Raw genomic sequence first — 6,333 nt, 5'->3', positions numbered from 1 at the left:
ACAACATTGAGGCTGTTTATCATAAAAAATAAAATAGAAAAGAGAGAACACGTGTCGAAAAAGTATGTAACGATTATTGATGTAAAAAATCATGTTGGTGAAGAAGTAACGATTGGTGCTTGGGTAGCCAACAAGTCAGGAAAAGGGAAAATTGCTTTCTTGCAGTTGCGCGACGGTTCTGCCTTTTTCCAAGGAGTAGCCTTCAAGCCTAACTTCATTGAGAAATTTGGCGAAGAAGAAGGATTGGAAAAGTTTGATATTATCAAACGCTTGAGCCAAGAAACGTCTGTTTATGTGACAGGGATTGTCAAGGAAGACGAGCGTTCAAAATTTGGCTACGAGCTAGATATTACAGACATCGAAGTAATTGGTGAGTCAAATGACTATCCAATCACGCCTAAAGAACATGGGACTGACTTCCTCATGGACAACCGTCATTTGTGGCTACGTTCTCGTAAGCAAGTGGCTATGATGCAAATCCGCAATGCCATTATCTACGCTACCTATGAATTCTTTGACAAGAATGGCTTTATGAAGTTTGACAGCCCAATCTTGTCAGGAAATGCAGCAGAAGACTCAACTGAGCTCTTTGAAACAGACTACTTCGGAACTCCAGCTTACTTGAGTCAGTCAGGTCAGCTTTATCTGGAAGCAGGTGCTATGGCTCTTGGTCGTGTCTTTGACTTTGGTCCTGTATTCCGTGCCGAAAAATCAAAAACCCGTCGTCATTTGACTGAGTTCTGGATGATGGATGCAGAGTATTCATACTTGACACATGATGAATCACTCGACTTGCAAGAAGCTTATGTTAAAGCCTTGATTCAAGGTGTTCTTGACCGTGCTCCTCAAGCTTTGGAAACACTGGAACGTGATGTAGAACTTTTGAAACGCTATATTGCAGAGCCTTTCAAGCGTGTTAGCTATGATGAAGCGATTGACCTCTTGCAAGCGCATGAAAATGATGAAGATGCAGACTACGAACATCTGGAACATGGAGATGACTTTGGTTCACCGCATGAAACATGGATTTCAAACCATTTTGGTGTACCAACCTTTGTCGTGAACTACCCAGCAGCTATCAAGGCTTTCTACATGAAGCCAGTTCCTGGAAATCCAGACCGTGTCCTCTGTGCAGACCTACTTGCACCAGAAGGCTACGGTGAAATCATCGGTGGTTCTATGCGTGAGGAAGACTATGATGCCCTCGTTGCTAAGATGAATGATCTTGGTATGGATACGACAGAATATGAATTCTACCTTGATCTTCGTAAGTATGGAACAGTTCCGCACGGTGGCTTCGGTATCGGTATCGAGCGTATGGTAACCTTTGTAGCAGGAACCAAGCATATCCGTGAAGCCATTCCATTCCCACGTATGCTGCACCGTATTAAACCATAAAACGAATCAAACGCCCATGGGGCGTTTTTTCAAAGCACTAGAAAGAAGAGGTGGAGATCATGTAAACAGCGGATTAACAAGTGATAAAGGATAGAAATTAGAAAACACTTGTTAAAGGAGAAAATATGTTTAAAAGAAGTTATCGGAAAAATATCGGCCTAATGGCCGGAGTAGAATTTTTTGCCTTTCTAGGCATTACCAGTTTTTGGATTTTATTTCTAAGTCAAAACGGCATGTCACTTTGGCAGATTGGGCTTTTGGAAAGTATTTTTCATGCGACTAGCGTTATTTGTGAAATTCCTTCTGGGATGTTGGCGGATCGCTTTTCCTATAAGACCAATCTTTATCTGAGCCGGATAGCTGGGATTGTGTCTTCTGTTCTCATGTTGGCCGGGCAGGGGAACTTTTGGGTTTATGCACTGGCTATGGTGATTAGTGCTTGGTCCTATAATTTTGATTCGGGGACAAGTGCGGCCTTGGTTTATGATTCTTCTGTAGAGGCTGGACTCAAGGAACGTTACTTATCCATCTCCAGTTTTATGTCTGGAGTGGCTGAAGCGACCCGGTCTTTGGGAACGGTCTGGGCTGGATTTTTTGTCCATGGACAATTGCATCTGACCTACTATATCATGATTGGCACCTCTATCATCGTTCTTTTCTTGACTTGGATGCTGAAAGAGCCGAGTGTCAAAGCAGAAAAAGCTGAGCGTTTGACTATGAAAAAGATTATTTGGGCTGTCAAAGAGGAGTTGCAGAGAAATCCTAGTCTTTTTACCTGGATGATTCTGTCACAGATCATCTGCACCTTGATGTGTATGTTTTATTTTTATTATCAGAATCAATTGCCTGACTTAAAAGATTGGCAGATTTCGGTAGTCATGCTGATTGGCAGTGCTTTGAATATCTTAGCGGTCTATCTGGCGAGTGTGATTGGAAAGAAGTTTTCTGCCTTGAAACTTTTTCCTTCAGTGGTTTTTCTAACTGGAGCAAGCTACCTGCTGTCCTATTTTGGCACGCCAATCATCTATATTTTGATTTATCTAATCAGCAACGCCTTGTATGCTCTTTTTCAGCCGATTTTTGACAATGATTTACAAAAACAGCTGCCAAGTGAAGTACGGGCGACCATGCTCAGTGTCTACTCTATGATGTTCAGCCTGAGTATGATTGTCATTTTCCCTGTGACGGGCTGGTTGATTGATTACTTTGGCTTCGACCGGACTTTTATAGCTTTAGGCGGCTTCTTATTAGTAACGACACCATTTTTGCATATGGGTCTAAAGAAAATAAGCCAGAACTTACAAGAAATCTAATATCAATATTCTCTTTCTGCTGGTCAGAAGGAGAATATTTTTTAGCCTTTGAAAATTATGGTAAAATAAATACAGTTTAATGGAGAAGTAGGCGGTATGAAAGATTTATTGAAATATTTCAAGGGCTATATTAGGGAGTCTCTGCTCGGGCCCTTGTTCAAGCTTTTGGAGGCCAGTTTTGAACTGTTGGTTCCGATTTTGATTGCGGGGATTGTGGATGAGACTATTCCCCGAAAGGACAGCTCCCATCTCTACTGGATGGTTTTTCTTTTGATGGGCTTGGCTGCGCTGGGCGTGGTGGTAGCGGTGGTGGCCCAGTATTATTCGTCAAAGGCGGCAGTGGGCTTTACTCGTCAGATGACAAGAGACCTCTATCAAAAAATCCTGCGTTTGCCCAAGGCTAGTCGGGATGAGTTGACGACTTCTAGCTTGGTGACTCGGCTGACGAGCGACACCTATCAGATCCAGATGGGCATCAATCAATTTCTTCGTCTCTTTCTGCGGGCGCCTATCATCGTTTTTGGCTCCATCATCATGGCCTTTACTATCAGTCCGGTCATTACCTTGTGGTTCTTGCTCATGGTGGCAATTTTAACGGCTATTATCGTTTTCATGTCTCGTCTGATGAATCCTCTCTATGCCAAGATTCGTCAGCTGACTGACCAGCTCGTCAATCTGACGCGTGAGCAGCTGCAGGGCATGCGGGTCATACGCGCTTTCGGTCAGACCCAGCGCGAGGTTCAGACCTTTCGCAATCGTAATGAGCTCTATAAGACATGGCAAATCAGGACTGGAGCTCTGGCTAGTCTGATTAGCCCTCTGACCTTTCTTACGGTCAATGGTACCCTGATTGCTGTGATTTGGCAGGGGAATAGCTTTATCGGCAAGGGTTTGCTGACCCAGGGGATGCTAGTGGCCTTGGTTAATTATTTATTGCAAATTTTGGTGGAATTGCTCAAACTGGCGATGCTAGTAAATTCCCTCAATCAAAGCTATATCAGTGCAGGTCGTATCAATCAGGTATTCGAGCAAGCAGAAGAAGATGTCCTGCAGGAATTAGTGCAGGAAACAGCTCTGCCGGATCAAGCCATTAAAGTCCAGCAGGTCAGCTTTTCCTATCCCAATGCGGCTAGTCCTGCTTTGACTGGTCTGACTTTTGATTTGAAAAGAGATCAGACTTTGGGGGTTATTGGAGGGACAGGTTCAGGGAAGTCTACTCTGGTTCAGCTGCTGACTCATCTCTATCCAGTTGCTGCTGGTCAGTTGACTATCTTTTCCCAAGGACGCAGTCCTAAAAATCTGAGCGAATGGCGGTCTTGGATCAGTCTGGTACCTCAGAAGGCGGAGCTTTTTCAAGGAACTGTTCGCTCCAATCTGACTTTAGGATTGTCAACCAAGCCAACAGATGCAGACTTGTGGCAGGCTTTAGAGATTACTCAGGCGGCAGACTTTGTCTCTCAGAAGGAAAATAGCTTGGATGCGACTGTAGAGGCCTTTGGTCGGAATTTTTCTGGCGGTCAGCGTCAGCGTTTAACCATTGCCAGAGCTGTCTTGCGGAGGGCGCCCTTCTTGGTTTTAGATGATGCGACCTCAGCTCTGGACTATCTGACAGAGGCTAGACTCTTGCAGGCCATTAAGAATGAATTGACAGAGACCAGTTTGGTCGTGATCTCTCAGCGGACCAATAGCTTGCGCTCAGCGGATCAAATTTTAGTCCTAGATAAGGGAGAACAGGTGGCTCTTGGTCGCCATGAGGAACTCTTAGTCAGCTCTGCTATTTACCGAGAAATTCATCACTCACAGCATAGTCAAGGAGAGGAGGGAAAGCATGAAGCATAAGACATCACCTAGCAGCTTGAGGCGTTTGACTCGAGATTTGCTGCAGGCGCGCTGGCTCTTTCTCCTAGCTAGTCTGGGAACGGTGGCTCAAGTGGCTCTGACTGTTCTTCTTCCAGTTTTAATCGGGAATGCGGTTGATAGTGTTCTTCTTCCTCAAGCGGAGCAGCATGTGATGCCGATTTTGGGCCAGATGCTGCTGGTTATCTTAGCCAATACGCTGATTCAATGGCTCAATCCCTTGCTCTATAATCAGCTGGTCTATCGCTATAGCCAGCAGCTCCGACAGGGTGTTATCAAGAAAGTTCATTATCTGCCTTTGGCCTATCTGGATCGGCAGGGAACCGGTGACTTGGTTAGTCGTGTGACGACCGATTTGGAGCAACTCAGCAATGGCCTACTCATGGTTTTTAATCAATTTTTTGTGGGTTTGCTGACAATTTTAGTGACTATCATTAGCATGGCCAGATTGGACTTCTTCCTCCTTCTTTTGGTTTTGATTTTGACGCCCCTTTCTCTTTTCTTAGCGCGCTTTATAGCCAAAAAGAGTTTTAGCTTTTTCCAACGTCAGACGCAGGTGAGAGGGGGACAGACCCAGCTGATTGAGGAAAGTCTGACCCAGGAAAGTCTGATACAAGCTTTTAATGCTCAAGAACAGTTTGATACAGCTTTTAGTCGCAGCAATCAAACCTATGCAGATTATTCGCAGGCGGCCATTTTCTATTCTTCGACGGTCAATCCTTCGACTCGTTTTATCAATGCCTTGATCTATGCTTTGATTGTGGGCTTTGGGGCTGTACGCATCATTCAGGGAACAGGCTTTACGGTTGGGCAGCTAGTAACCTTTCTCAACTATGTCAACCAGTACACCAAGCCTTTCAATGATATATCGTCAGTCATGTCGGAATTGCAGAGCGCTTTAGCTTGTGCGGAGCGGATTTATAGCGTTTTGGACCAAGAAGAAATAGCAGAGTCTGGTCAGGAAATTCTTCATCCTGAAAATGTCAAAGGACAGATTAGCTTTGAGCATGTGGCTTTTGGCTATGAGCCTGGTAAAGAGCTGATTCAGGATTTGAATATAAGGATTCCAGTAGCTAGTAAGGTTGCTATTGTCGGGCCAACTGGTGCGGGCAAGTCTACCTTAATCAATCTCCTCATGCGCTTTTACAATGTAGACAGTGGTCTTATTTCGCTAGACGGTACTCCCATTAGTCATTACACCAGAGCCTCTTATCGTCAGCAGTTCGGTATGGTACTGCAAGAGACTTGGCTCAAGACGGCGACTATACACGACAACATAGCTTTTGGCCGGCCAGACGCCAGCCGAGAAGAGGTTATTGCAGCTGCCAAGGCGGCCAATGCTCATTTCTTTATCCAGCAGCTGCCTCAGGGGTACGACACCTACCTAGCGGATGCTGGAGACTCTCTTTCTCAAGGTCAGCGGCAGCTCTTGACCATTGCTCGTGTCTTCCTCGCTGTTCCTAAAATCCTAATCTTGGATGAGGCGACTTCCTCTATCGATACTCGGACAGAAGTCTTGATTCAGGAGGCTTTCAGCAAGCTCATGGTGGGACGGACTAGCTTTATCATCGCCCACCGCCTGTCCACTATTCAAAATGCGGACATCATCCTCGTCATGGTAGATGGTGATATCGTCGAACATGGGAATCATCAGGAGCTCATGGCAGACAGAGGTGTTTATTACCAAATGCAGACGGCGCAGGAGTAAGAGGGCAGCTTAGTGAAAGTTTGGGAGCGAGTTTATAGATTAATGATAAACAAAACT

At 45.1% G+C, this 6,333-nt stretch carries 4 protein-coding genes; all 4 read left to right on the top strand.

Features of this window, described 5'->3' with window-relative positions:
• Positions 1-51: 51 nt before the first annotated feature.
• The 4 genes from asnS (at position 52) to STRDD04_RS01345 (ending at position 6,276) form a co-directional block, all read left to right on the top strand.
• Positions 52-1,398, top strand: a complete 1,347-nt coding sequence (asnS, locus tag STRDD04_RS01360) for an asparagine--tRNA ligase (protein WP_062198683.1) — start codon at positions 52-54, stop codon at positions 1,396-1,398.
• A gap of 125 nt (positions 1,399-1,523) precedes the next feature.
• Positions 1,524-2,711, top strand: a complete 1,188-nt coding sequence (locus STRDD04_RS01355; protein ID WP_062198681.1) for an MFS transporter — start codon at positions 1,524-1,526, stop codon at positions 2,709-2,711.
• A 96-nt stretch (positions 2,712-2,807) separates the two neighbouring features.
• The gene (locus STRDD04_RS01350) at positions 2,808-4,550 is read left to right on the top strand and encodes an ABC transporter ATP-binding protein (RefSeq protein ID WP_062198679.1); all 1,743 of its coding nucleotides are present in this window, start codon (positions 2,808-2,810) and stop codon (positions 4,548-4,550) included.
• On the top strand, positions 4,540-6,276 hold the full coding sequence (locus STRDD04_RS01345) for an ABC transporter ATP-binding protein (RefSeq protein ID WP_062198677.1): 1,737 nt from the start codon (positions 4,540-4,542) through the stop codon (positions 6,274-6,276). Before STRDD04_RS01350 ends, STRDD04_RS01345 begins: the two co-directional genes overlap by 11 nt.
• Positions 6,277-6,333 lie beyond the last annotated feature (57 nt).

The organism is Streptococcus sp. DD04 (assembly GCF_001578725.1).
Classification (GTDB): Bacteria; Bacillota; Bacilli; order Lactobacillales; family Streptococcaceae; genus Streptococcus; species Streptococcus sinensis.
This window is presented reverse-complemented; position numbering and strand designations above follow the sequence as displayed.